Below are 22449 nucleotides of genomic sequence, written 5' to 3'. Positions count from 1 at the left end.
ACACTGGTACGCATTGCCCCGGATGCGGTTCAGCTGCCGACACGGGATGATCGCGACATGGAGACTGAAAACCCGATGCATCGACTGCTGATCGTCGACGACGACAACGACATCCGCACGCTGCTGGCCGAGCAGCTCGGCCGCGCCGGTTACCTGGTGAGCACGGCGGCCGATGGCACCGCCATGCGCCAGCTGCTGGACCGCGAGCACGTGGACCTGATCGTGCTCGACCTCAACCTGCCGCGCGAGGATGGCCTGACCCTGTGCCGTGACCTGCGTGCGCGTTCGAACACGCCGGTGATCATGCTGACCGCACGCGCCGAGCCGATCGATCGCGTGCTGGGCCTGGAAATGGGCGCCGATGACTACCTGGCCAAGCCGTTCGAACCGCGCGAGCTGCTGGCACGCATCCGCAACGTGCTGCGCCGGACCGAGGCGCTGCCGGCCAACCTGGAGCCGCTGGCGGTGCGCCGTGCGCGCTTCTCGCGCTGGGTGTTCGACCTGGAGCATCGCCACCTGGTCGATCCGGATGACCGCGTGGTGGTGCTGTCCGGCGCCGAGTTCCGCCTGCTGCGCGTGTTCATCGCGCACGCCAACAAGGTGCTGTCGCGCGAGCAGCTGGTCGCGCTCAGCAGTGGCCGCAACTACGAGGCACAGGACCGCGCGATCGACCTGCAGGTCAGCCGCCTGCGCAACAAGCTGGGCGACGACGGTGGCCCGGACGGACTGATCAAGACCGTGCGCAACGAGGGCTACGTGCTGGCCTCCGCGGTCAACCTGGAATAAGCCGCGATGAAGCGCCTGCGCCATTTCCTGTCCTCGATGGTCGGGCGGTTGTTCGTGATCCTGTTGCTGGGCATGGCGGTGGCTGCGATCGGCGCGACCATGCTGGCCACTTCCAAGCGCCAGCAGGAGTTCGAGCGGCAGAACCTGAACCGCATCGCCGACCGCCTGCAGGGCTACGTCAACCTGCTGGACGGCAATCCGGAGCTGCGCGAGCGCCTGCTGGCGATCGGCGGGCCGAGCGTGCGCGCGCTGCAGCCCGGAGCCCGCCTCGGGCGTGCCGACACGGCGCTGATGGAAGTGCTGGAAGACCGCCCCGGACCGGTGTCGCGCGCGCATGTGCACTTCGCTTCGTTCCGCTCCTGCATTCCCAAGCTGCAGGACCTGCTGCCGCCGCCACCGCCGGGTCACCGGCGGCCGCCGCGCGAACGCGACCCGGCGTTCATCCCGCCCAAGTGCCGCGCGGTGGACGTGACCCTCAACGACGGCACGCTGCTGAAACTGGCGCTGGACTCGCCGGCGGTGGCGCACAACGGCATCCTCGCCGTGGACCCGTGGTTCCTGACCCTGCTGGTGCTGGCGATTGCCGTGCTGGCCTATATCGTTGCGCGCATGGCCAGTGCGCCACTGCAGGAACTGGCCGCCGCTGCCGAGGATCTCGGCGACGATCTGCAGCGCGACCCGTTGCCATTGCGCGGGCCGCGTGAAGTGCAGCGCGCCGCCGAAGCCTTCAACGCCATGCAGCACCGCCTGCAGCGGCACCTGGCCGAACGCACGCAGATGCTGGCGGCGATCACCCATGACCTGCAGACGCCGCTGACCCGGTTGCGCCTGCGCCTGGAGAATGTCAGCGACGAAGCCCTGCGCGAGCGCCTGATCGGTGACCTGGCGGCGATGCAGGCGCTGGTGCGCGAGGGCCTGGAACTGGCCCGCAGTGCCGAGAGTGCCGAGCAGCGCGCCGCACTCGACCTGGATTCACTGCTGGAGAGCATCGTCGAGGACACCGCCGAAGGCGGCGCCGACGTGGTCTTCGAGGGGGGCAGTGGTTCGGTGCTGATGCTGCGTCCGCTGGCCATGCACCGCCTGTTCTCCAACCTGGTGGACAACGCGGTGATGTACGCGCAGCGGGCGCGGGTACGGGTCGAGCGCAGCGGCGGTGCGATCACCGTAGTGGTGGCCGATGACGGTCCCGGCCTGGCCGAAGAGCAGCTGGAGGCGGTGTTCGATCCGTTCGTGCGGGTGGAAACCTCGCGTTCGCGCCAGACCGGCGGGGCCGGCCTGGGCCTGACCATCGCCCGCGCCCTGGCCGAGAAGGACGGCGCGCGGCTGTGGCTGCGCAACCGGGCCGAAGGTGGCCTGGAGGCGGTGGTGCAGTGGCCGGCCAGTGCCCAGGTGGTGGCGCCCGGCCGCGCCGGCTGAGCCGGCGGGCCGCGGACGGTGACGCCGGGGCCGGGGTTTGGCCTATCATCTGCCCATCTCCCCAGTCTCCCCTCGATGAGCCAGCCCGTTCCCGCCGGCATGCCAGTGCGCGCTGCCCGGCTGTTCCCGCACGCTGCCGCGCCCTGCAGCCGCACCTGGCCGCCGCTGCTGCGGTGATGGGCGGGCAGGGGGACGAGGGGCGCTGGGTGGAGCGCCGCGCATCAGGATTCAGGCGGGCACTGCGGCAGGGCCTGCTGTGGTTGCTGCTGGCCCTCGCGCTGCCGCTGGCGGCACAGGAGGGCGCGCCCCCGCTGCGCGACTACGCCATCGACGTATGGACCTCGCGCAACGGCCTGCCGCACAACTCGCTGCGCGACATCGCACAGACGCCGGAGGGCCATCTGTGGTTCGCCACCTGGGAAGGGCTGGTGCGCTACAACGGACTGGACTTCACCGTGTTCGACCGCAGTACGCGCCCGGGCCTGCGCGACAACGGCATCGGCGCACTGTTCGTCGACCGCCAGGGTGGGCTGTGGATCAGCGATTCGCGCGGCAACGTCAGCCACCGCGGCAGCGACGGCCAATGGCGGGTCTGGGAGCACCAGGCCGGTACACCGCAGGTGCTGATCCAGTCCATGCAGATGGACAGCCAGGGCCGGCTGTGGCTGCTGTACGAAGGCAAGGGCATCGGCTACCTGACGCCGGATGCCGGCATCGTCTACCAGGCACCGGCGGCGGACCTGCCGATGGCGATGAGCTTCACCAAGCTGGTGGTCGATGCACAGGACCGGGTATGGGTCGGCACGCTCGACGGGCTGGTGCTGCGCGACAACGACGGCGTGCTCAAGCGCGCGCCCGCCGCGTGGGGGCTGGGCGCCGGCAGCGGCCTGTCGTGGCCGTACCGGGCACCGGATGGCGCGCTGTGGATCGTCGCCGGCGAGCGCCTGTACCGGGTGGAGGACGACCAGCTGGTGCTGGTGCACCGCCTGCCGGGCCAGCTGCACATGACCTCGATGCTGCAGGACCGGCATGGCGATCTGTGGCTGGGTACCGAGAACCAGGGCCTGCTGCGCATTTCCGCCCATGGCCTGGAGCGGCTGCCGGCCGGCCTGAACCTGCCGGGCGGACGCGTGGTCAGCCTGCGCGAGGATGCCGAAGGCAGCATCTGGGTGGGAGCCAATGGGGGCCTGTACCGCCTGCGCGAAACACTGTTCAGCAGCTTCACCGAGCGCGATGGGCTCAGTGGCGACTACGTGCGCACGGTGTTCGAGGATCGCGACCGCCAGCTGTGGGTCGGCAGCGCCAGCGGCCTTGACCTCCAGACCCGCGACGGTCGTTTCCGCGCGGTGCCGCTGCACAACCGCGGCGGCAAGGCGCCCTCGGTACTGAGCCTGGCACAGGGGCCGGACGGTGACCTGTGGGTGGGAACCTTCGGCGACGGCGTTTACCGGCTGGGTCGCGATGGGGGCCTGCGCCACAACTATGCGGCGGCTGACGGCATGCCGGGCGGCAACATCCGTGCGATCACCGTTGACCCGCAGGGCGTGGTCTGGGCCGGCACGCAGAAGGGCGTGGTGCGCATCGACGGCGACCGGGTGCAGGTCTCGAACGTGCCGGGCATGCCCGGCGGCCTGATCACCGCGCTCGAGCATGACCACCAGGGCAACCTGTGGATCGGCACCATCGAAGGCATCCGCGTGCTGCGTGGCGACCACGTGCAGTCGATCGACCTGGCCCCGCTGGGGGGCGGCCGCAGCGTGTTCGGTTTCCACCAGCTGGGCGATGCGATGTGGATCAGCAGTGATCGTGGCCTGTACCGCTGGCGCAACGGTGCGCTGGCGCGGGTCGGCCTGGAGCAGGGCATGCCGGTGGACGCGGTGTTCCAGCTGGTGCCGGACCGCCTCGGCAATGTCTGGATCAGCAGCAACCGTGGTGTGCTGCGCACCGACATGGCCACCCTCAATGCGGTGGCCGATGGCCGCACGCCGCGGGTGGTGCTGGAGCGCTACAACGAGATCGACGGCATGGCCAATGCACAGGCCAATGGCAGCTCCAGTCCATCGGCGATCCTGCGCCAGGATGGCACGTTCTGGGTGGTCACCGCCGGTGGCCTGAGCACGGTCGACCCGCAACGCCTGCAGCGTTTCCGCGAGCGGCCATCGCCGCCGGCGGCGATCGAGAGCGTGCAGGTGGATGGTGCGCCGGTGCACTGGGAGGGACCGGATCGCAATTACATTCCCGGTGGCCGCCGGTTGGCGGTGAGCTATGTCGGCCTGAGCTACCTGATGTCCGACCGGATCCGCTACCGCACGCGGCTGGATGGCCTCGATGCCGGCTGGGTCGAGCGTGGCCCGCAGCGCAGCGTCGAGTTCGTTGGCCTGCCGCCGGGCGACTACACCCTGCATGTGGCTGCGGCGCATCCGGGCGGCAGCTGGGGCCAACAGGAGGCGGTGTGGAGCTTCAGCGTCGAGCCGTTCTGGTGGCAGCGGCGCAGCGTGCAGGCGCTGGGCGGGCTGTTGCTGCTGGCCGGCCTGGTGGCACTGTACCGCCTGCTGCTGCAGCAGCTGAAGGCCAGCAACCTGCGCCTGGCGCGGCGGGTGGACGACGCGACCTTCGACCTGCAGGCCAAGACCGTGCACCTGCAGGCGCTGAACCAGGAAAAGACCGAGCTGGCCGAACGCCTGGCGCGCCAGGCCGAAGCCTTCGAGCGCCAGGCCCGCGAGGATGCGCTGACCGGGCTGGCCAACCGCCGCGGCTTCGACGAGACGCTGGCGCGTGACTTCGCCCGTTCGCAGCGCAGTGGTCATCCACTGTGCCTGGTGGTGCTGGACATCGACCATTTCAAGGACGTCAACGACCGCCACAGCCACAGCATCGGCGATGCCGTGCTGGTGCAGGTGGCGACGCTGATCGCAGCCGCCAGCCGCGACTCCGACCTGCCGGCGCGCACCGGCGGCGAAGAGTTCGCGCTGCTGCTCAACGACACCCGCCTGGAGGAAGCCGCGCAGCTGTGCGCGCGCCTGCGCGGCCTGTTCCATGACCACCCCGACTGGGCCGGTGTGGAAGGCCTGCGCGTGACCTTCAGTGCGGGGCTGGTGGAGCTGGATGCCGACGACCGCACCCCGGCGCTGCTGTACCAGCGCGCCGACCGCGCGCTGTACCGCGCCAAGAGCGACGGCCGCGATCGCACGAGCATTGGTTGATCGCATCCACGCATGGCGTGGATCTACTGTGCGGCGATTGATTCGCCACCATGCATCGATGGAACGACGTCGGCCTGTAGAGTCGAGCCGTGCTCGACCACCGCGCGGCAGCGCGGAAAAAGGTGCAGCCGAGCATGGCTCGGCTCTACAGAAAGCGCTTTCTTACCGCGGCCAGGCGTTGGCGATGGTGCAGAACAGCCGCGCGGTCTGCTCGGTGTCATATACCGCGCTGTGCGCTTCATTCGCATCCCAACCCAGCCCGGCGGCAGTGGCCGCACGCGCCAGCACGGTCTGGCCGTAGGCGATACCGGCCAGGGTGACCGTGTCGAACACGCTGAACGGATGGAACGGGTTGCGCTTGTGGCCAGTCCGCGCCACGGCCGCGTTGACGAAGCCGAGGTCGAAATGGGCATTGTGGCCAACCAGGATCGCGCGCTGGCAGCCGTACTTCTTCATCGCCGCACGCACCGGAGTGAAGATGTGGTCCAACGCCGCTTTTTCTTCCTTGGCCAGCCGGAACGGATGGTCGAGGATGATGCCGGTCACTTCCAGCGACTTCGGGTCGATCTCCAGGCCCTCGGCCGGGACCACGTGGGCACTGGCGGTCTGGCCGGGGTAGAGCAGGCCGTTCTCGTCCATCTCGATCGGCACCGCAGCGATTTCCAGCAGCGCGTTGCGCTGGCTGTCGAAGCCGCCGGTTTCGACATCCACCACCACCGGCAGGAAGCCGCGGAAGCGTTGTGACATCGCGCGCTGCGCCTGGGGAAGTGCGGAATCGGGAACGGCGGCAGGTGCGGGGATGGGGTCAGTCATGCGTGAATTCTATCAGAGCGGCCCTGAGCGCCCGGCCACGCAGCCCATGCCAGCCACCGTGGTGGCACGAACGCAGAACCCGGTAGGTGCCAACCTTGGTTGGCACATGACGCGCCGACCAAGGTCGGCATCTACCGAACCGCTGGCCGCGCAGGTGTGGCCGAGGGAGACCACCGCGCCAACCAGGCGTCCACGCTCAGCTTGCCGGCGCCGGTGAAGATCAGCGGCAGCAGCATGGCCATGAACAGCACCGGCAGCTTGAAGTTGCCGAAGCCCTGGTCGCTGATCGCATAGCCCATGGCCAGGTCGGCCAGCGAGTTCCACTCCATCGGCCAATGCACCGCATAGGTGGCCACCACGGTCAGCACCAGCAGGCTCGCGGCGGCGAAACGGGTGCCGAAACCGAACAGCAGGCAGGCCGCCCCGAGCAGTTCGAACCAGGTCGCCAGTTGCCAGTTCAGGGTGGCCGGCAACTGGTCGAACGGGAATGGAAAGGCGTCCTGCAGGTCGGCGAACCAGTTCTGGCCGCGCAGCTTCTCGCGGCCGGATTCGAAGAATTCCCAGGCCAGCAGCAGGCGCAGGCCGAGCGGGGCCAACCAGGGGGCGAGACGGTCCAGCTGGTCACGCGCGGCGGCCAGGGTCGGAAGGTTCATCAGGGGATCTCCGCAAATGGGGTGTCAGGGCGGGGCGGTGAGCGGGCCGATCACGCCGGCCTGCAGGAACTGCCGCAGCAGCGCGGCACCGGGGCCGGCCAGCGCGTCTTCGGCCAGCCCATGCGTGGTGGCGAGGCGTTGCAGGTACGTACGGCCTTCCAGCCCAGGCTGTTCACCGATGCTGGACAGCAGGTGCACCGCCAAGGGGCTGAGCGCGGCGAATCGCACTTCACCGTCGGCTTCGCGGCGGACCAGCAGGCCGGTGGGTTCTGGGAGGGGCTGGGTCGGCGCATCCTCTGCACCGAGACGGTGCACCGGCCACTGGTACAGCAGCGGCCACGCCAGCGGCGAACGCTGCAGCGGCACCCGCAGCGGATCGACATCGCCAGGCGCAGGAAGTGGCTCGGCCTGCAACTGGTACAGCGCGGTTTCCACCCACTCGTAGTGGGCCAGTTCGGCCAGCGCCGGGTGCGGCAGCTGCGGCTGTGCCTGCAGCCACTGCACGAACTCGGCGGCCAGCTCGGTGAACAGGGGGGTCTGGCAGCGATGGGTGGCGAAGTAGTGGCGCACCAGCGCGCTCCATGCCGGTTCGCCGAGCAGGCGGACGCAGACCGGGAAACCGTTGCTCAGGAGCCCGAGCAGGTTGTTGAACAGCAGGTGCTGGTACACCGCCAACCGGCGTGCATCCAGGCCGGCCGGTGCCGGCACCGCCTGTGGATCGCGCAGGTGCGCGGTGAACGCGTGCTGCTGCGCGCGCAGGGTGTCGATAGCGTCAGCCATGTGCAGCCCCGGCGTGTGCGGCCTGCAGGCGGCGGATGGTCTGCAGTTCGCCCTGCAGTTCCGCATAGGGCGGGAAATTGAAATCGCGTTCGAGCAGGGTGGGGCGTGGGCCGATGCGAGCATAGGTACGCGCCAGCAACTCCCAGACCGGATCAATCACCGCGCTGCCATGGGTATCGATCTTCAGGTCGGGTGCCTCGTCCAGGTGCCCGGCCACGTGCAGGCAGACGATGCGCTGCGCGGGCAGGCCGGCGATGAAGGCATCGGCATCGTAGCCGTGGTTGCAGGCGTTGACGTAGACGTTGTTGACGTCCAGCAGCAGGTCGCAGTCGGCTTCGGCGAGCACCGCATTGGTGAACGCCAGCTCGTCCATCGCCGGTTCCGGCGCCAGGTAGTAGGACACGTTCTCCACCGCGATGCGGCGGCCGAGCAGGTCCTGCACGCGGCGGATGCGCTGCGCGGTATGGCGCACGGCTTCGTCGGTGAAGGGGATCGGCAGCAGGTCGTACAGGTGGCCGTCGTCGCTGCAGTAGCTCAGGTGCTCGCTGTACAGCGGCACGCGGTGCTTTTCGAGGAACCGGCCGACCTGCTCCAGCAGCGGGGTGTCCAGGGCGGCACTGCCGCCCAGCGACAGCGACAGGCCGTGGCAGCTCAGCGGATGGCGGTGTGCCAGTTCGGCCAGGGCATCACCGGCCGGGCCGCCGACATGGATCCAGTTCTCCGGCGCGCATTCCAGGAAGTCGAAGTCGCCTGCCGGAGCGTCACGCAGATCCTGCAGCAGCGCCCGGCGCAGGCCCAACCCTGCAGCCGCCGCGCGAAGCGGCGACTGCGGGTGGACGAGGCTGGCGCGGACGTCAGTGCTTGCCACCGCACTTGCCTTCGCCGCACTTGCCTTCAGCCGACTTCGTGTCGCCGGTCTTGGCCTTGGCGCCCGCTGCGCCGGCAGCCTTGCCCTTGTCGGCACCGCACTTGCCTTCGCCGGTCTTGCCGTCGGCACCACACTTGCCTTCGGCGTGCTTGGTCGCGTCGGCTGCCATCTTGGTATCGGCGGCCTTGGCATCGGTGCTGGCCTTGGCTGCCTGGCCGGCCACCAGGTAGCCCTGGGCGAGGTCGCTCATGCTCAGCGCCGAGGCGCTGGCGGTCATGCCCAGGCCGGCGGCCAGGGCGGTAGCGGTCAGCAGGGACAGGGTCTTGTTGGAACTGCTCATCGGTCTTACTCCTGGGTGGTGGGCAGGTGCCCGGGGTGAATCGATGGTGCAGCGATCCTACTCAACGAATCCTCGCCAAGAACTCAAATTTTCGTGAGATCTGTTACAGAAGCATCCGGCAGGTCCGCACCGGGCACGCGTGGCGCCCACAATGCGGATGAAACACCCCAAAAAAGAAGGCCGCTGTCACCAGGACAGCGGCCACCTTGGAGTCGACTCCGGTGTTGCAGTGCAGCGTCAGGGCTGGCCGGTGCTGGAGGTCTCGTCGCGCTTTTCACGCGGTGGCAGCGGCTGCTCGCCATGCACCAGGAACCATACGTTCTCGGCGATGTTGGTGGCGTGGTCGCCCACGCGCTCCAGGTTCTTGGCCATGAACAGCAGGTGCGTGCACGGGGTGATGTTGCGCGGGTCTTCCATCATGTAGGTCAGCAGCTCGCGGAACAGCGCGGTGTACTGCGCGTCCAGGCGGGCGTCGTCCTCACGCAGTTCCAGCGCGGCATCAGCATCGTTGTCGCGGTAGGCGGCAATGGCACGCCGGACCTGCTGCGCGGCCAGGCGGCCCAGTGCACGCAGGCCCTGGATCTGCGGCAGCGGCGGCACCTTGCCCAGCGCGATCGAGCGCTTGGCGACGTTGGCAGCGTAGTCACCGATGCGCTCGATGTCGGCCGGAATGCGCAGGCCGGCAAGGATCTCGCGCAGGTCGCGCGCCATCGGGCCACGCAGCGCCAGGCGCATCACGTCGTGGCTGATCTGCTGTTCCAGCGCATCGATCGCCTCGTCGTTGGCGATGATGCGATGGGCAGCGTTCTCGTCGCGCTTCTCGATCACGTCCATCGACGCTTCGAGCTGGGCGACGGCCATCTCGCCCATGCGCACGATCTCGGCCACCAGGCGCTGCTGCTCTTCGTCGTAGCTCTTGACGATGTGGTCGTTGGGAAGGTTCATGGTTGTTCCACTCTGTAGAGTCGAGCCACGCTCGACTGATGGTGTCTGCAGGGTCGAGCCGTGCTCGACTGACGTTTCAGCCGAAGCGGCCGGTGATGTAGTCCTCGGTCTGCCGCTGCGACGGCTGCGAGAAGATCACTTCGGTGCGGTCGTGCTCGATCAGGTCGCCCAGGTACATGAAGGCGGTGTAGTCGGACACGCGAGCGGCCTGCTGCATGTTGTGGGTGACGATCACGATGGTGTACTCGTGCTTGAGTTCTTCCACCAGCTGCTCGATGCGGCTGGTCGAGATCGGATCCAGCGCCGAGGTCGGCTCGTCCAGCAGCAGCACCGACGGGCGCAGGGCCACGGCACGGGCGATGCACAGGCGCTGCTGCTGGCCGCCGGACAGGCCCAGTGCGCTCTGCCCCAGCTTGTCCTTCACTTCGTCCCACAGCGCGCCCTGGCGCAGCGCCTGCTCGACGCGGTCGGCCATGTCGGCCTTGCTCAGCTTCTCGTGGTGGCGGATGCCGTAGGCCACGTTCTCGAAGATGGTCATCGGGAACGGCACCGGCTTCTGGAACACCATGCCGACCTTGCTGCGCAGGCGGTTCATCGGGTACTTCGGCGACAGGATGTTCTCGCCGTCCAGCAGCACTTCACCGCGCGCTTCCAGCTTCGGGTACAGCGCGTAGATGCGGTTGAAGATGCGCAGCAGGGTCGACTTGCCGCAACCGGAAGGACCGATCAGCGCGGTCACGCGCTTTTCCGGGATTTCCAGGTTGATGCCCTTCAGGGCGTGGAACTTGTCGTAGTAGAAGTCCAGTCCACGCGCAGCCAGCTTCACCGGCGACGGCGTGTGCAGGCTCTCGTGCGAGGACGGCACGGCGATGCGCTGCATCGGCACGGCGTTGGAAAGGTCGTTCATGGCGTTATCCACGGAAAGGTCAGTCATGGGAGATACGGTTGCGCAGCAGGATGCCGCGGGCGGCAAGGCTGACCAGCAACACGAAGACAGTCAGCACCAGGGCACCGGCCCAGGCCAGCACCTGCCAGGATTCATACGGGCTGCCGGCGAACTGGTTCATCACCACCGGCACCGAGGCCATCGGCTGGAAGATGTTGTTGTTCCAGTACTGGTTGCCGAAGGCGGTGAACAGCAGCGGTGCGGTCTCGCCGGAGATGCGGGCCAGTGCCAGCAGGATGCCGGTGATGATGCCGGCCGAGGCACTGCGGTACAGCACCTGCACGATCACCTTCCACTGCGGGATGCCCAGCGACAGGGCCGCTTCGCGCATCTGCGAGGGCACCAGGCGCAGCATCTCGTCGGTGGTGCGTACCACCACCGGCAGCACGATGAAGGCCAGCGACAGCGCACCGGCGAACGCCGAGAAGTTGCCGCCGGTCTGCATCACGTACAGGGTGTAGACGAACAGGCCGAGCACGATGGACGGGGCCGACAGCAGGATGTCGTTGACGAAGCGGACCACGGTGCCGGCCTTGCGGGCGTTGCCGTACTCGGCCAGCCAGGTGCCCGCCAATACGCCCAGCGGGGTGCCGATGCCGATGGCCAGCGCACACATCACGGCGCTGCCGAAGAACGCGTTGGCGAGGCCGCCTTCCTGCATCGGCGGCGGCGTCATCTTGGTGAACAGATCCAGGTTGATGCCGGCCAGGCCCTTGGAGGCCAGGGTGAACAGGATCCAGCCCAGGAAGAACAAACCGAACAGCGCGGTGGCGCAGGAGGCGGTGATCGCAACGACATTGCCGATGCGGCGGCGCAGGTACAGGGAGTCAGCGGTGCTGGACATCAGTTGCCCTCCTTGCGGGACAGGCGCATCAGCATCAGGCGGGCGATGGCGAGCACCACGAAGGTGACGATGAAGAGGACGAAGCCGAGCAGCAGCAGGGCCGAACGGTAGGTTTCAGTGGCTTCACCGAAATCGTTGGCGATCAGCGCAGCAATGGTGGTGCCCGGTTCCAGCAGCGACGGCGACAGGCGCACGCTGTTGCCGATCACGAAGGCCACCGCCATCGTCTCGCCGAGGGCGCGGCCGAGGCCGAGGAAGATGCCGCCGATCACCGCCGAGCGGGTGTAGGGCAGCACGATGTCCCAGCTCACTTCCCACTTGGTGGAGCCCAGCGCATAGGCCGATTCCTTCAGGCGGGTCGGCACGGTCAGGAACACTTCGCGCATCACCGAGGAGATGAACGGAATGACCATGATCGCCAGCACGAAACCGGCGGTGAGCATGCCGATGCCCAGCGGCGGGCCCTGGAACATCGGGCCGATGATCGGCCATTCGCCCAGGGTCTCGTTGAGGAACGGCGTGACGTACTCGGTCATCACCGGCACCAGCACGAACAGGCCCCACATGCCGTAGATGATCGAGGGAATGCCGGCCAGCAGTTCGATGGCTGTGCCGACCGGGCCACGCAGCCAGCGTGGTGCGACTTCGGTGAGGAAGAAGGCGATGCCGAAGCTGACCGGCACGGCGATGACCATCGCGATGACGGCGGTGACCAGGGTGCCGTAGATCGGGGCGAGCGCGCCGAACTTGTTTTCGACCGGATTCCAGTCGGCGGAGAAGAAGAAGCTCAGGCCCTGCATCTGCAGGGCATGGCGGCCGCCCCACAGCATCGACAGCGCGGCGCAGGCCAGGGCGATCAGGACGAAGATGACGGTGCCGACCAGCACCCATCGGAACAGTTTGTCGTTGCGGGCATCACGCGCATCACGCGTGGACGGGGCGGCTACAGGCTGGGCGATGGCATTCATGGGGACGGCAGGGCCAGGAAGGGGCGGGGCGGCACGGCGTGGAAGCGGTGCCCGCGCGGGGCGGGCACCGTCGAGTCCATCACTTCAGGTCGGTCGCCCAGTAGGCCTCGATCTGCTTGACCAGTTCGGCCGGCAGCGGCACGTAGTGCAGCTCGTTGGCCTGGGCCTGGCCGTTCTCGAAGGCCCACTTGAAGAAGGCCAGGGTGTCCTGGTTGCGCTTGGCGTCCTTCGGCTGCTTCTGCATCAGCATGAAGTTGGTGGCGGTGATCGGCCACGCCTGCTCGCCCGGGGCGTTGGTGATGACCAGGTTGAAGTCCTTGGCGCTGGCCCAGTCGGCGCTGGCGGCCGCCGCGGCGAAGGTTTCCGCGCTGGGCTCGACCCAGTTGCCGGCGGCGTTCTGCATGGCGGTGTACGGCATGCCGTTCTGCAGCGCGTAGGCCAGCTCGACGTAGCCGATGGAGCCCTTGATCTGCTTCACGTACGAAGCGACGCCTTCATTGCCCTTGCCACCGACGCCGTCCGGCCACTGCACCGAGGTGCCTTCGCCGACCTTGCTCTTCCACTCCGGGCTGACCTTGGACAGGTAGTTGGAGAAGTTGAAGGTGGTGCCCGAACCGTCCGAACGGTGGACCAGGGTGATCTTGCCGTCCGGCAGCTTCACGCCCGGGTTGGCGGCGACGATGGCCGGATCGTTCCAGGTCTTGACCTTGCCCAGGAAGATGTCGGCCAGCAGGGCGCCGCTCAGGCGCAGCTTGCCGGCTTCCAGGCCTTCGATGTTGACCACCGGCACCACGCCGCCGATGGCCGACGGGAACTGGGCCAGGCCGGCCTGTGCCAGCTCTTCGCTGCTCAGCGGCTTGTCGGAGGAGCCGAAGTCGACGGTGCCGGCCTTGATCTGGGCGATGCCGCCGCCGGAGCCGATCGACTGGTAGTTGATCTTGGCCCCGGTGGTGGCGTTGTAGTCGGCCGACCACTTGGAGACCAGCGGGAAGATGAAGGACGCGCCCGCGCCGGACACTTCGGCGGTCACCTTGGCACCGGCAGCGGCCGGGGCAGCGGCACCGTCGGCCGCCGGCTGCTGCGCGGCCTGCTTGTCGCCACCGCAGGCCGACAGGCCCAGGGCGATGGCCAGGGAAAGGGCGGCAAGGCCGGCCGAGTGCAGTTTCATGGTCACTCCATAGCGGGGAAGAGCCGACGTGGTCGGCGGATGCGGCTATGAAATGATGTTTTTGTTACAGCCGTATTACGACCATGACAGAGGTGTCCTGGATCACGTTCTGACAAGGGTTTCACCGGGTTGGCCCCCATCCGGCAGAGCCCCGGAGACCCCGGATCTGCGCACCGGTATGGCGGCCGGTTGGCCCGTGTGGAGTCAAGCCATGTTCGACGGCTCCCTGCCCTCGGTAGGTGCGGACCGTCGGTCCGCACGCTCCAGCACCCAGCCGAGCGTGGGCTCGGCGCTGCAGAGGCAGATGCATGCATCCCCGAAAACAAGAAGAGCGCGAGATCTCGAGGATCTCGCGCCCGGTTGGGGCCGGCGGGGGAGAGAGGACCCGCCGGCCCCGTTCCTGCGGGGGAACGTGCTTACTTCAGGTTCTGCGACCAGTAGGTCTCGATCTGGCGGACCAGGCTGTCCGGCAGCGGCACGTAGTCCAGCTGGCGGGCCTGGGCGTCGCCGCTCTTGTAGACCCAGCGGAAGAACTCCTGGGTGGCCTTGCCGTTGGCAGCGTTCTTCGGCTTCTTGTGCACCAGGATGAAGTTGGTGGCGGTGATCGGCCAGGACTCGGCGCCCGGGGCGTTGGTCATCACCAGGTAGAAGTCCTTGGCGCTGGCCCAGTCGGCGCTGGCGGCAGCGGCGGCGAACGATGCATCGCTCGGCTGCACGAACCTGCCGGCAGCGTTCTTCATCGCCGTGTACGACAGCTTGTTCTGCAGTGCGTAGGACAGTTCGACGTAGCCGATGCCGCCCTTGATCTGCTTCACGTAGGCAGCAACGCCTTCGTTGCCCTTGCCGCCGATGCCGGCCGGCCACTGGACCGAGGTGCCTTCACCGACCGAGCTCTTCCACTCCGGGCTGACCTTGGACAGGTAGTTGACGAAGTTGAAGGTGGTGCCCGAACCATCCGAGCGGTGCACGACGGTGATCTTGGCGCTCGGCAGGGTCACGCCCGGGTTCAGCGCGGCGATGGCCGGGTCGTTCCAGGTCTTGATCTTGCCCAGGAAGATGTTGGCCAGCACGGTGCCGTCCAGCTTGAGTGCGCCCGGGGCGATGCCGGCCACGTTGACCACCGGCACCACGCCGCCGATCACCGACGGGAACTGGGCCAGGCCCGAGGCGGCCAGTTCTTCCGGCTTCAGCGGTGCATCGGAAGAGCCGAAATCAACGGTCTTGGCCTTGATCTGCGCAATGCCGCCGCCGGAACCGATCGACTGGTAGTTGACCTTGTTGCTGGTGGCAGCGTTGTAGTCGGCCGACCACTTCGACATCACCGGGTAGATGAACGAGGCGCCCGCGCCGGTGATTTCAGCGGCGTTGGCGGCGAACACGGACGACGCTGCGAAGACGGCAACGGCAACGCGCGACTTGAAGGCGTGGATCACGGGGTGGCTCCTGGGTTGATTGGAATGCGGGGTTACCCGCCCGGCGCACATTCCATAACGGTTCGATGACAGCGCGGGGACCGTTGTATGACGCATCCGTTACAGCGCTGGCTGGCGCTTGCGCAGCGCGGGCCGTGAAGGTTTCGCGCAGCGGCTGAGGCGGTCGTGCGGGCACAAGGGAGGTGCGCCGGCGCCGGTTGCGGTCACCTTGCATAGGTGGCCGATGAGGTGACGGCTGCCTCCCTTCGCGCGGTCTGCGCCTGGCGTTGCGCAGGGATTCCGCGTCATCCGCGCGAAGCCGGGCGGTGCGGACCAGTGGGACCCGGCGGCTTGCCCGCGTGTCGGTGCCGATACACCACGCCATGGGGCGCAACGGATCGATAAGCATGTGCGCGCAAATGAGTCGTACGCATGACCGCACGAAGAAATCTGGGGTTGGTGCTCAATCTGTCATTCGGCTGTCATGGTTTTAACGGAACGTTCGCAAAACGCTTGACCGGCCTGCCGGCGTGGCGTTCTGCCCAAGCCATTCCAACCCTCTGGAGAAATCCAAAATGCGTTCCCATTTGCTCGCCGCCGCGGTCGTTGCAAGCCTCGGTCTGGTTTCCGCCGACGCCTTCGCAGCCCCCGCCAGCTCGGGCGTGTCCCAGGCACAGTTGCAGCAGCTGCAGGCACAGATCGCTGCGCTGCAGGCCCAGGTCCAGCAGTTGCAGAACGATTCGCAGGCGCTGCAGGCGCAGTCCGACGCGCAGTCCGAAGTGAACATCACCCAGGCGCAGGCCCTGGAAGGTGCGCAGAAGACCCAGACCAGCGTCGACAAGCTGGCCAAGCTGGTCAATGACAACAAGATTGGCGGTCGCATGTTCTTCGACCTGACCAACATCGACAAGACCAGCAACGGCAAGGACACCGCCGCCAGCGGCACCGGCCTGGACGTCAAGCGCTTCTACCTGACCGTCGACCACAAGTTCAACGACATCTGGTCGGCCAACCTGACCACCGACTTCCAGTACAGCTCGGCCATCGGCAACACCGAACTGTTCGTCAAGAAGGCCTACGTGCAGGGCAGCTTCGACCCGGCCTTCAACCTGCGCGTCGGTGCCGCCGACATGCCGTGGATCCCGTACGTCGAGAAGTTCTACGGCATGCGCTATGTCGAGAACACCCTGACCGACCGCCTGAAGTACGGCAACTCGTCCGACTGGGGCCTGCATGGCTTCGGCAACCTGGGCAACAACTTCAACTACGCCGTCTCGGTCGTGTCCGGCGCCGGCTACAAGAACCCGACCCGCAGCAAGGGCATGGACGTGGAAGGCCGCGTGGCCTACACCCCGAACGAGAACTTCGTGGTCGCCGTCGGCGGCTACAGCGGCAAGCTGGGCAAGGAAACCGACATCCAGAGCGCCGAGAACACCTACACCCGCGCCAACGCGATGGTGGCCTACGCCGACAGCAACTTCCGCGTCGGCGGCGAGTACTTCCAGGCCAAGAACCTCAACAACGTGCTGACCGTTGCCACCGACAAGACCAGTGGCTGGTCGGTGTGGGGCAGCGTGCGCGTGACCGACGGCGGCATCAACGTGTTCGGTCGTTACGATGACACCGACGTCAGCAAGACCCTGGACCCGACCCTGAGCGACAAGTACTGGAACGTCGGCGTCGAGTTCCCGGTCATGAAGAACCTCAAGCTGTCGACCGTGTACAAGTACACGCACCTGGCCAACGCCAGCGACAAGAAGAACGACAAGACCAAGGAATTCGGCGTCTGGGGCGACCTGTCGTTCTGATCTCCTGAAGCACCCTTGTCCATACACGCGGACGGCGGGCCTGGTGCCCGCCGTCTTCGTTTCGTCACAACACGATCCGCGTCACGTCTCGGCTGTGGTCTTTTCCTTGAACCGGCACAGGTCGGCGATCACGCAGCCCGGGCAATCCGGCTTGCGCGCCTTGCACACGTAGCGGCCATGCAGGATCAGCCAATGGTGCGCGTCGAGCAGGAACTCGGCCGGAATCACCTTCATCAGCGTGTCCTCCACTTCGCGCACGTTCTTGCCGGGGGCCAGGCCGGTACGGTTGGAGACGCGGAAGATATGCGTATCCACCGCCATCACCGGCTCGCCGAAGGCGGTGTTGAGCACCACGTTGGCGGTCTTGCGGCCCACACCGGGCAGCGCTTCCAGCGCTTCGCGGTCGCGCGGCACTTCGCCGCCGTACTTCTGCAGCAGGATCGCGCAGGTGGCGATCACGTTCTTCGCCTTGGCGTTGAACAGCCCGATGGTGGCGATGTACGGCTTCAGGCCATCCTCACCGAGCGCGAGGATCTTCGCCGGCGTGTTGGCGACCGGGAACAGGCGGCGGGTGGCCTTGTTGACGCCGACGTCGGTGGCCTGGGCGGACAGCGCCACGGCCACCAGCAGTTCGAACGGCGAGCTGTACTCAAGCTCGGTCTTCGGGTGCGGATTGAGCTCGCGCAGGCGGGTGAACATTTCCACCACGTCGGCGCGCGGCATGCGGCCGCCGCGCCGCGCCGGTGCGCGGGCAGTCTTCTTCGCGGTGGCCATTACGGCTCCTTGCCGGTGACGCGGGCCTTGGCCCGGGCGAGAATCGCGGCCGCCGCGGCGGGCAGGGGGGGCTTCACGTCCGGCGCCGGGGGCGGGGTGCGACGTGCATCGCGCTCGGCTTCGCGGCGGGCCAGGCGCACCGCGCGGGCGCGATAGCGTTCGCGTGCGGCCCAGGCCGTACGCAGTTGCTGCTGGGCCTGCTGAAGCCGCTGCGGAAGGTCCGGGTGGCCAGGCAGCAGCTGTTCGTCGCCGGCTCGGGCGACGTAGTCCATCAGCCCCGCCTGCAGGGCGCCATCGAGATCGTCTGCCTGGACCCGGGCGAACAACTGCGCGGGGTTGGGTCGGGATGCCATGGCGTCAGCGGTTCTGGAAGGCCGGCGGGCGGCGCTGCAGGAAGGCACTGGTGCCTTCACGCATGTCCTCGGTGGCGAACAGCAGGCCGAACTGCGCACTTTCGTATTCCAGCCCGGCCTCCAGGCTGCACTCGCCGCCCACGTGCACCGCGTCGAGCAGGCCACGCAGGGCCAGCGGTGCTGAGCGTGCCAGCTGGCGGGCGACGTCCTGCACGCGGTTGTCCAGCGCGTCAGCCGGCACGACTTCGTTGACGATGCCCAGCTCCAGCGCACGCGCGGCGTTGATCGGCGCCCCCAACAGGCACAGCTCCAGGGTGGCGGCGCGGCCACACAGGCGCAGCAGGCGCTGGCTGCCGCCGAAGCCGGGAATCAGGCCGAGATTGATTTCCGGTTGGCCGACCTTGGCGGTATCGGCGGCGATGCGCAGGTGGCACGCCATCGCCAGCTCAAGCCCGCCGCCCAGCGCGAATCCGTTCACGCGCGCGATGACCGGCTTGGGCATGCGTTCGATCTGGCGCATCAGGGCCTGGCCCAGCAGCGAGAAATCACGTCCCTGAACGGCGCTGAGGGTGTTCATTTCCGCGATGTCGGCACCGGCCACGAAGGCCTTCGGGCCCGCCCCGGTCAACACCACCACGCGCACCTCCGGATCGGCAGCGGCGTCCCTGAAGGCATCGGCCAGCGCCTGCAGGGTCGCGGCGTTCAGGGCATTGAGCTTGTCCGGGCGCTGGACGGTCACGGTGCGGATGGCGCCTTCGTCGGCAACAGCGATCAGGGCATCGGCCACGGGGAAACTCCTGGAACGTTAAAAAAAAGTGATATTGAACTCTGCAAACGCAGACGGGTCATAGCCTGCATCGTGAGTAGCGGTTACACGTTGTGCCCGTTATCCTAACCCGTCGCCTCAGGGCGGCGAAGAACGTCCCTGAGTTACCACCCCTGGAGAACTGTTTGATGAAGTTGCGTTCTATCGCGGTCGCCGTCGCGGCCCTGGCCCTGACGGGCAATGCCTTCGCCCAGGACATCGCGTCCGAGAAGGGCAAGCTGAGTTATTACTTCGGTTACGACTACGGCAACAACCTGGCGGAGCTGACCGGTCGCGGTGAGCAGCTGGACATCAACTCGGTGGTGAAGGGCCTGCAGGATGCCTACGCCAAGAAGCAGCCGGCGATCACCGCCGAGCAGCTGAAGCCGGCCGTTGAAGCGTTCCAGAAGCGCGAGCAGGGCCGTGCCCAGGCTGCCAAGGCCGAGTACGAAAAGGCGGCTGCCGAAAACAAGACCAAGAGCGATCAGTTCATCGCGGCGAACAAGGCCAAGGCCGGCGTGCAGTCCCTGCCGAGCGGCGTCCAGTACCGCGTGATCGAAGCCGGCAAGGGCGCCAAGCCGACCCAGGCCAGCACCGTGCAGCTGGAGGTGGCCGGTCCGTTCCCGTACGGCCAGCGCCCGACCGAAGCCCGCCCTGCCCAGCAGATCCCGTCGATCAAGGTCAGCGAAGTTGAAATGAAGGCCATGCGCGAGACCCTGCTGCAGATGCCGGCCGGCTCGAAGTGGGAAGTCACCCTGCCGCCGGACCAGGCCTACGGTGCCGACCCGCGCACCCCGTTCCCGCCGAACGTGGCTGTGCAGTTCGAGATCAAGCTGGTCAGCGTCAAGTAAATCGAAACAGCAAACGAAACGCGCCGGTGATCCCACCGGCGCGTTTCTGTTTGTGCAGCCCCTGGCGGTGAAACGCCCGCGCTGCGCGCGAGCGTCGACTGACAGTCGACTCTACCGTTGGGCCGGGCCACCCGCGCAAATTCAGCCCGATCGCGCTACTGTTGCCGGGTGCAAACAATGGAAGAAACGGCGCGTGTTGTCGCAAGTCCCTGCATCGGAGTGTGCACGCTGGATCCGTACCGGCAATGCACCGGCTGCGCGCGGCATATCGATGAGATCGCGCGGTGGTCGTCGATGAGCAACGAGGAACGCAGCCGCATCCTGCACCGCGTGCAGCCCCTGCGCGAACAACTGCAGCAATCGCTGCGTGGCTCGCTGGCCGACCACGAGCGACTGATGCGCGCGCTGCACCCCTTGGCCCAACCGCCGGCCGGCGACGGCTGGAACCGCAGTGAGCTGATCGACCTGCTGCCGCCCGGGCCTCCGGTGGAGGCTGCGGTGCTGGCCGGCATCGTCCCGCGCGCCAACGGCGCACAGGTGATCCTGACCCGCCGCACCGAAACCCTGCGCACGCACGGGGGCCAGGTCGGATTCCCCGGCGGCCGCACCGAACCCGATGACCGCGACGCATTGGCGGCCGCGCTGCGCGAGAGCCAGGAAGAAATCGCATTGGCGCCCGGCCAGGTGCAGGCGCTGGGGTATCTCGATCCCTTCGTCACCATCACCGGCTACCGGGTCACGCCGGTGGTAGCGGTGGTCGACCCGGATTTCGTGCCGGTGCCGCAGCCCAGCGAAGTGGCCGAAGTGTTCGAGGTGCCGCTGGATTATCTGATGGCGCCCGACAGCCTGCGCCAGGTCGAAATCACTCATCGCGGCCGGGTCCGCCACGTCCTGGAGTATGGCTGGCCGGGGCAGCGCATCTGGGGCGCGACCGCCGCCATTCTCTACAACCTGCGTCGTCGCCTGGAGCAAGTGAAATGAAGCCGATCGATCCGCCGTGGACCACCCTGGTCGATGTCACCACCCTTGCCGCTGCGCTGGGCGCAGGCGTGCGCGTCGTCGACGCGCGTGCCACCGCCAGCACCGCCGTGCGCGTGGTCGATGCGCGTGCTTCGCTGGCCGATCCGCAGGCTGCGGGCGGCCAGTATCTGGCAGGGCACATACCGACTGCGGTGCATGCCGATCTCAACCGTGATCTGTCGGATCTGACCCGAAGCGGCCATGGCCGGCACCCGCTGCCGGACAGCGATGCGTTCGCCGCGAAGCTCGGTACGTGGGGCATCGGTCCCGAAACCCAGGTGGTGGTCTACGACGGCAGCGACGGCAGCATGGCCGCCTCGCGCCTGTGGTGGCTGCTGCGGCTGATCGGGCACACCCGGGTGGCCGTGCTCGACGGCGGTATTGCCGCCTGGCAGGCCGCCGGTCACGCGCTGGCGAGCGGGCCGACTGAAGTGACGGCGTTACCTGCCTACCCGGGCCGTTTCGACACCACCCAGATCGCCAACGCCGATGAAATCAGCGCACGGCTGAAGCACGCGCCGGGCTGGTTGGTCGACGCGCGCGCGGGTGAGCGCTTCCGCGGTGACGTCGAGCCGCTGGACCCGGTCGCCGGCCACGTGCCGGGCGCGGTCAACCGCCCGTTCGCCTTGAACGTACTCGATGGCCACCTGCGCGACCCACAGGCGCTGCGCGCCGAACTGCAGGGCGTGATCGGCAACCGCGATCCGCAGCAGGTGGTGCTGATGTGCGGCTCCGGCGTGACCGCCTGCCATCTGCTGCTGGCGATGGAAACGGCGGGCCTGTCCGGCGCGCGCATCTACGCCGACTCCTGGAGCGGGTGGGTCAGCGACAGCAGCCGCCCGGTGGCGACCGGCGCCTGAGCCGCGCGGGGTCGGATCCGTTTTCCAACGGAGAACGGTTCTGACCCCATCAACCGAAAATCGGGTCAGAGCCCGTTGCGTAGCAACGGGATCCAACCCCGTGTCGATTCGAAGGATCGCGGAGAACTGTCGAAGGCGGGGTGGGGCCGGTTGCGGGGGTGTCCGCAACCGGACCCACCCCGCCATCCCACGGAATGCCAGCGTTTGACGTTGACGTTGCCGTTGCCTCTGCGGGTGCAGGGCGCAGCCCTGCCGCTTACCCAACCGGCTGCAACGGCACCTTCGCCAGCACCCGCGCCCACGGGAACAGCGGCCCCGGATCGCGCTTGCGCGCCACCGTCAACGTCGCATCGTCGCTGGCCGGCACCCGTTCCAGGTCCAGCTGGTCATGCCCGGCAATCCGTCGCAGCGACGGGTAGTGCGCCACCAGCGCCAGCAGCAGCTGTTCCAGCGCCTGCAGCTGTGCCTCGGTGTACGCCTCGTCCATCGCCTGGTGGCGGCTGTCGAACCAGTCCGGATAGCGCCCGGTATTGACCAGCTCGATGCCCAGCGTATGCGCGTTCATGCCGCGCACGTGATGGGCCACGCGTTCCGGTGCCACGTACTGCACCACGCTGCCATCGCGGTCGATGTAGAAGTGCCCGCTGTTGCCGGCGCCGCTGTCGTACAGCACGCGCTCGCCGTACTCGCGGGCCGTCGCCAGATCGGGCAGCTCGGTGCAGTGGATCACCACCATCTCCAGCGTGGCCGGGTCGCGCAGCGGCAGTCGGTCGTGGTAGGGCAGGGGCTGCAGCTGCAGGCCGGGCAGGAGCGGGTTGGGCATCCGGCGATGCTAG

The 22449-nt window shown here is 67.7% G+C and carries 22 protein-coding genes; 7 read left to right on the top strand and 15 right to left on the bottom strand.

Annotated features, from left to right (window positions below):
* The first annotated feature begins 57 nt into the window (after positions 1-57).
* The 3 genes from ACUVWL_RS10540 to ACUVWL_RS10530 all read left to right on the top strand — a co-directional run bounded on the left by ACUVWL_RS10540 (position 58) and on the right by ACUVWL_RS10530 (position 5405).
* On the top strand, positions 58-786 hold the full coding sequence (locus tag ACUVWL_RS10540) for a response regulator (RefSeq protein WP_041863210.1): 729 nt from the start codon (positions 58-60) through the stop codon (positions 784-786).
* 6 nt (positions 787-792) lie between these two features.
* A complete protein-coding gene (locus tag ACUVWL_RS10535) occupies positions 793-2202 on the top strand; it encodes an ATP-binding protein (protein WP_032956880.1) in 1410 nt (469 codons plus the stop codon).
* 176 nt (positions 2203-2378) lie between these two features.
* A complete protein-coding gene (locus tag ACUVWL_RS10530) occupies positions 2379-5405 on the top strand; it encodes a ligand-binding sensor domain-containing diguanylate cyclase (RefSeq protein WP_041864114.1) in 3027 nt (1008 codons plus the stop codon).
* 162 nt (positions 5406-5567) lie between these two features.
* On the opposite strand, the gene rnt is transcribed toward ACUVWL_RS10530, so the two are convergent.
* The 11 genes from rnt to pstS (ACUVWL_RS10475) form a co-directional block, all read right to left on the bottom strand.
* Positions 5568-6218 (bottom strand): ribonuclease T, encoded by a 651-nt coding sequence (gene rnt / locus ACUVWL_RS10525; RefSeq protein WP_032956522.1) that lies wholly within the window; start codon positions 6216-6218, stop codon positions 5568-5570.
* 131 nt (positions 6219-6349) lie between these two features.
* Complete coding sequence (locus ACUVWL_RS10520; protein ID WP_032956524.1) at positions 6350-6871, bottom strand: HvfX family Cu-binding RiPP maturation protein; 522 nt, start codon at positions 6869-6871, stop codon at positions 6350-6352.
* Between the two features lie 24 nt (positions 6872-6895).
* Positions 6896-7651, bottom strand: a complete 756-nt coding sequence (locus ACUVWL_RS10515; RefSeq protein ID WP_014646535.1) for an HvfC family RiPP maturation protein — start codon at positions 7649-7651, stop codon at positions 6896-6898.
* Complete coding sequence (locus ACUVWL_RS10510) at positions 7644-8519, bottom strand: HvfB family MNIO-type RiPP peptide maturase (RefSeq protein ID WP_032956527.1); 876 nt, start codon at positions 8517-8519, stop codon at positions 7644-7646. The genes ACUVWL_RS10515 and ACUVWL_RS10510 overlap by 8 nt, the downstream gene beginning before the upstream one ends.
* Positions 8506-8859: an HvfA family oxazolone/thioamide-modified RiPP metallophore gene (locus tag ACUVWL_RS10505; protein WP_014646537.1), complete on the bottom strand. Its 354-nt coding sequence runs from the start codon at positions 8857-8859 to the stop codon at positions 8506-8508. The genes ACUVWL_RS10510 and ACUVWL_RS10505 overlap by 14 nt, the downstream gene beginning before the upstream one ends.
* A 237-nt stretch (positions 8860-9096) precedes the next feature.
* Positions 9097-9804 carry a phosphate signaling complex protein PhoU gene (gene phoU / locus ACUVWL_RS10500; RefSeq protein WP_005408787.1) on the bottom strand — a complete coding sequence of 236 codons (708 nt, stop codon included), beginning with the start codon at positions 9802-9804 and terminating at the stop codon, positions 9097-9099.
* A 76-nt stretch (positions 9805-9880) separates the two neighbouring features.
* Positions 9881-10711 carry a phosphate ABC transporter ATP-binding protein PstB gene (pstB, locus tag ACUVWL_RS10495; RefSeq protein ID WP_005408788.1) on the bottom strand — a complete coding sequence of 277 codons (831 nt, stop codon included), beginning with the start codon at positions 10709-10711 and terminating at the stop codon, positions 9881-9883.
* A 19-nt stretch (positions 10712-10730) separates the two neighbouring features.
* Positions 10731-11594 carry a phosphate ABC transporter permease PstA gene (gene pstA, locus ACUVWL_RS10490; RefSeq protein ID WP_014646538.1) on the bottom strand — a complete coding sequence of 288 codons (864 nt, stop codon included), beginning with the start codon at positions 11592-11594 and terminating at the stop codon, positions 10731-10733.
* Entirely contained in the window at positions 11594-12562 is a 969-nt protein-coding gene (pstC, locus tag ACUVWL_RS10485) for a phosphate ABC transporter permease subunit PstC (RefSeq protein WP_005412771.1), read from the bottom strand. Before pstC ends, pstA begins: the two co-directional genes overlap by 1 nt.
* 79 nt (positions 12563-12641) lie before the next feature.
* Positions 12642-13730, bottom strand: coding sequence for a phosphate ABC transporter substrate-binding protein PstS (gene pstS / locus ACUVWL_RS10480; RefSeq protein ID WP_014646539.1), 1089 nt, complete (start codon positions 13728-13730; stop codon positions 12642-12644).
* Positions 13731-14146: 416 nt separating this feature from the next.
* Entirely contained in the window at positions 14147-15163 is a 1017-nt protein-coding gene (pstS, locus tag ACUVWL_RS10475; protein WP_014646540.1) for a phosphate ABC transporter substrate-binding protein PstS, read from the bottom strand.
* Between the two features lie 554 nt (positions 15164-15717).
* On the opposite strand from pstS (ACUVWL_RS10475), the gene ACUVWL_RS10470 reads away from it, so the two are divergent.
* Entirely contained in the window at positions 15718-16950 is a 1233-nt protein-coding gene (locus ACUVWL_RS10470; RefSeq protein ID WP_014646541.1) for a porin, read from the top strand.
* A gap of 81 nt (positions 16951-17031) precedes the next feature.
* Here ACUVWL_RS10470 and nth read toward each other — a convergent pair whose 3' ends face one another.
* From nth to ACUVWL_RS10455, 3 genes are read right to left on the bottom strand one after another with little or no spacing between them, the layout of a single operon-like run.
* The gene (gene nth / locus ACUVWL_RS10465; RefSeq protein WP_445979152.1) at positions 17032-17724 is read right to left on the bottom strand and encodes an endonuclease III; all 693 of its coding nucleotides are present in this window, start codon (positions 17722-17724) and stop codon (positions 17032-17034) included.
* The gene (locus ACUVWL_RS10460; RefSeq protein ID WP_049442206.1) at positions 17724-18077 is read right to left on the bottom strand and encodes a hypothetical protein; all 354 of its coding nucleotides are present in this window, start codon (positions 18075-18077) and stop codon (positions 17724-17726) included. The genes nth and ACUVWL_RS10460 overlap by 1 nt, the downstream gene beginning before the upstream one ends.
* A 4-nt stretch (positions 18078-18081) precedes the next feature.
* Entirely contained in the window at positions 18082-18864 is a 783-nt protein-coding gene (locus tag ACUVWL_RS10455) for an enoyl-CoA hydratase/isomerase family protein (RefSeq protein ID WP_049407492.1), read from the bottom strand.
* A gap of 167 nt (positions 18865-19031) precedes the next feature.
* Here ACUVWL_RS10455 and ACUVWL_RS10450 point away from each other — a divergent pair, with 167 nt between their 5' ends.
* The 3 genes from ACUVWL_RS10450 (at position 19032) to ACUVWL_RS10440 (ending at position 21613) form a co-directional block, all read left to right on the top strand.
* The gene (locus tag ACUVWL_RS10450) at positions 19032-19733 is read left to right on the top strand and encodes an FKBP-type peptidyl-prolyl cis-trans isomerase N-terminal domain-containing protein (RefSeq protein ID WP_014646545.1); all 702 of its coding nucleotides are present in this window, start codon (positions 19032-19034) and stop codon (positions 19731-19733) included.
* A 177-nt stretch (positions 19734-19910) separates the two neighbouring features.
* Positions 19911-20714, top strand: coding sequence for a CoA pyrophosphatase (locus ACUVWL_RS10445; RefSeq protein WP_032960242.1), 804 nt, complete (start codon positions 19911-19913; stop codon positions 20712-20714).
* Positions 20711-21613 carry a sulfurtransferase gene (locus tag ACUVWL_RS10440; protein ID WP_046429767.1) on the top strand — a complete coding sequence of 301 codons (903 nt, stop codon included), beginning with the start codon at positions 20711-20713 and terminating at the stop codon, positions 21611-21613. Before ACUVWL_RS10445 ends, ACUVWL_RS10440 begins: the two co-directional genes overlap by 4 nt.
* A gap of 256 nt (positions 21614-21869) precedes the next feature.
* Here ACUVWL_RS10440 and ACUVWL_RS10435 read toward each other — a convergent pair whose 3' ends face one another.
* Positions 21870-22436, bottom strand: a complete 567-nt coding sequence (locus tag ACUVWL_RS10435; protein ID WP_032961607.1) for an N-acetylmuramoyl-L-alanine amidase — start codon at positions 22434-22436, stop codon at positions 21870-21872.
* Positions 22437-22449: the final 13 nt, after the last annotated feature.

Source organism: Stenotrophomonas muris (genome assembly GCF_052751275.1).
The sequence above is the reverse complement of the archived record's forward strand: the minus strand, read 5'-3'. Positions and strand labels throughout refer to the sequence as shown.

What these genes read in the sequence shown, in the direction of transcription:
- ACUVWL_RS10450 (WP_014646545.1), top strand. Translation starts at nt 19,032, where the DNA reads ATGAAGTTGCGTTCTATCGCGGTCGCCGTCGCGGCCCTGGCCCTGACG.
- ACUVWL_RS10505 (WP_014646537.1), bottom strand. Translation starts at nt 8,859, where the DNA reads ATGAGCAGTTCCAACAAGACCCTGTCCCTGCTGACCGCTACCGCCCTG.
- ACUVWL_RS10520 (WP_032956524.1), bottom strand. Translation starts at nt 6,871, where the DNA reads ATGAACCTTCCGACCCTGGCCGCCGCGCGTGACCAGCTGGACCGTCTC.
- pstA (WP_014646538.1), bottom strand. Translation starts at nt 11,594, where the DNA reads ATGTCCAGCACCGCTGACTCCCTGTACCTGCGCCGCCGCATCGGCAAT.
- phoU (WP_005408787.1), bottom strand. Translation starts at nt 9,804, where the DNA reads ATGAACCTTCCCAACGACCACATCGTCAAGAGCTACGACGAAGAGCAG.
- pstS (WP_014646539.1), bottom strand. Translation starts at nt 13,730, where the DNA reads ATGAAACTGCACTCGGCCGGCCTTGCCGCCCTTTCCCTGGCCATCGCC.
- pstB (WP_005408788.1), bottom strand. Translation starts at nt 10,711, where the DNA reads ATGAACGACCTTTCCAACGCCGTGCCGATGCAGCGCATCGCCGTGCCG.
- ACUVWL_RS10435 (WP_032961607.1), bottom strand. Translation starts at nt 22,436, where the DNA reads ATGCCCAACCCGCTCCTGCCCGGCCTGCAGCTGCAGCCCCTGCCCTAC.
- ACUVWL_RS10445 (WP_032960242.1), top strand. Translation starts at nt 19,911, where the DNA reads ATGGAAGAAACGGCGCGTGTTGTCGCAAGTCCCTGCATCGGAGTGTGC.
- ACUVWL_RS10470 (WP_014646541.1), top strand. Translation starts at nt 15,718, where the DNA reads ATGCGTTCCCATTTGCTCGCCGCCGCGGTCGTTGCAAGCCTCGGTCTG.
- pstC (WP_005412771.1), bottom strand. Translation starts at nt 12,562, where the DNA reads ATGAATGCCATCGCCCAGCCTGTAGCCGCCCCGTCCACGCGTGATGCG.
- ACUVWL_RS10515 (WP_014646535.1), bottom strand. Translation starts at nt 7,651, where the DNA reads ATGGCTGACGCTATCGACACCCTGCGCGCGCAGCAGCACGCGTTCACC.
- ACUVWL_RS10460 (WP_049442206.1), bottom strand. Translation starts at nt 18,077, where the DNA reads ATGGCATCCCGACCCAACCCCGCGCAGTTGTTCGCCCGGGTCCAGGCA.
- ACUVWL_RS10530 (WP_041864114.1), top strand. Translation starts at nt 2,379, where the DNA reads ATGGGCGGGCAGGGGGACGAGGGGCGCTGGGTGGAGCGCCGCGCATCA.
- ACUVWL_RS10535 (WP_032956880.1), top strand. Translation starts at nt 793, where the DNA reads ATGAAGCGCCTGCGCCATTTCCTGTCCTCGATGGTCGGGCGGTTGTTC.
- ACUVWL_RS10440 (WP_046429767.1), top strand. Translation starts at nt 20,711, where the DNA reads ATGAAGCCGATCGATCCGCCGTGGACCACCCTGGTCGATGTCACCACC.
- nth (WP_445979152.1), bottom strand. Translation starts at nt 17,724, where the DNA reads ATGGCCACCGCGAAGAAGACTGCCCGCGCACCGGCGCGGCGCGGCGGC.
- rnt (WP_032956522.1), bottom strand. Translation starts at nt 6,218, where the DNA reads ATGACTGACCCCATCCCCGCACCTGCCGCCGTTCCCGATTCCGCACTT.
- ACUVWL_RS10540 (WP_041863210.1), top strand. Translation starts at nt 58, where the DNA reads ATGGAGACTGAAAACCCGATGCATCGACTGCTGATCGTCGACGACGAC.